The sequence below is a fragment of the Microbacterium sp. CPCC 204701 genome (assembly GCF_004010105.1).
Taxonomy (GTDB): domain Bacteria; phylum Actinomycetota; class Actinomycetes; order Actinomycetales; family Microbacteriaceae; genus Microbacterium.
Genome location: NZ_RRYE01000576.1, coordinates 1 through 1358, shown reverse-complemented (window position 1 = coordinate 1358; position 1358 = coordinate 1). Strand labels below are relative to the sequence as shown.

1 protein-coding gene and 1 tRNA gene are annotated in these 1358 nt (G+C 68.6%); one reads left to right on the top strand and one right to left on the bottom strand.

The window, feature by feature from the left end; genetic code table 11:
- Window positions 1-872 (bottom strand): L-lactate dehydrogenase (locus tag EIO58_RS18025; protein ID WP_127820566.1); only part of this gene is annotated, 872 nt, incomplete at its 3' end.
- Window positions 873-997: 125 nt separating this feature from the next.
- On the opposite strand from EIO58_RS18025, the gene EIO58_RS18020 reads away from it, so the two are divergent.
- Window positions 998-1088 (top strand) — tRNA-Ser (locus EIO58_RS18020).
- The last annotated feature ends 270 nt before the right edge of the window (window positions 1089-1358 follow it).

The window sequence follows — 1358 nt, the reverse complement described above, 5'->3', positions numbered from 1 at the left end:
GTCTCGCGCACCGGGGCGGCGCCCGCGGCGCTGACCACCGACGGCACCGAGAGGGCCACGCCGTCGACGCCGTGGAAATCGTGCAGCACGGGCGAGACCGGCATCACCGCGTGCTCATCGCGCAGGATCGCCTCGATGATGCGCGCGCTCGACAGTCCGATCGCGTAGTTCGTGGCGCCCTTGCCCTGGATGACCTTGTAGGCGGCGTCCCTCACGTCGACCGCGATCCGGTCGAGCTCGTCGGCGGTCATGCGGTCGCCGCGAGGCGTGACCCACTCGAGGATCGGCACGGTGCCGATGGTCGCCTTCGACCACAGCGCGAACTCGGTGTCGCCGTGCTCGCCGACGATGTATCCGTGGACGCTGCCGGTCGAGACGCCCGCGCGTTCGGCGAGCTTCCACCGCAGGCGGGACGTGTCGAGGACGGTGCCCGATGCGAAGATGCGCTCGGGCGGCAGTCCGGTCTCCTCCTGCGCGAGCACCGTGAGCACGTCGCAGGGGTTGGTGACGACCACGTAGATGGCGTCGGGAGCCGCCTCGAGCAGCTGCGGCATCATCTTCTTCATGATCCCGGCGTTGACGCCGGCGAGCTCGATGCGGGTCTGCCCCGGGTCCTGCTTGGCGCCCGCGGTGATCACCACGACATGGGAGCCCTCGACGACCGAGAGGTCGCTGCCGCCGGTGATGTCGCTCGAGCCGGTGAACTGCGTGCCGTGCGCGAGGTCGAGCACCTCGGCCTCGACGCGTGCGGTGGCGATGTCGTAGAGGGCGACGTGCCGCGCGGACCCGCGGATCAGCGCCGCGTACGCCGTGCTCGAGCCGACACTGCCGGCGCCGACGATGGTGACTTTCGAATTCTCGATGACGGCCATGCGGCAAGTCTCGCAGGGCGACGGATGCCGCGGCACCTGCCCCTTGGAAGTGAGCGGCATGGTGCGCCTGCGCCGGCAGGGGCATCGATTCGCGGCATCCGCTCGCGTGTCGTAAACTCGACGACGGTGACGTGTCCGAGCGGCCGAAGGTGCAACTCTCGAAAAGTTGTGTAGGGTAACCCCCTACCGTGGGTTCAAATCCCACCGTCACCGCCATGAAAACCCCTGTTCAGCAGGGGTTTTCTCCTGTCTCTGACCACGGTTTGCCCATATCTGCCGAGGAGTCGACGGGCGGCTAGCGCGTAGATTGTGGAGTCGGTCGGCGCCGCGAGCGCGGTCGCGGGCGCCCGTCCTCGACTCGCGAAAATTCGCGGTTTGACGCGGTTCTGTCGACGCTGCGGGGATGCCGTGCTTGTTTGGTCCTCCCTGCGGTGCGCAAAATCCCAGCGTAGCCAGGGGGACGAGCGTCGTCGGCCCCGGCCGCCG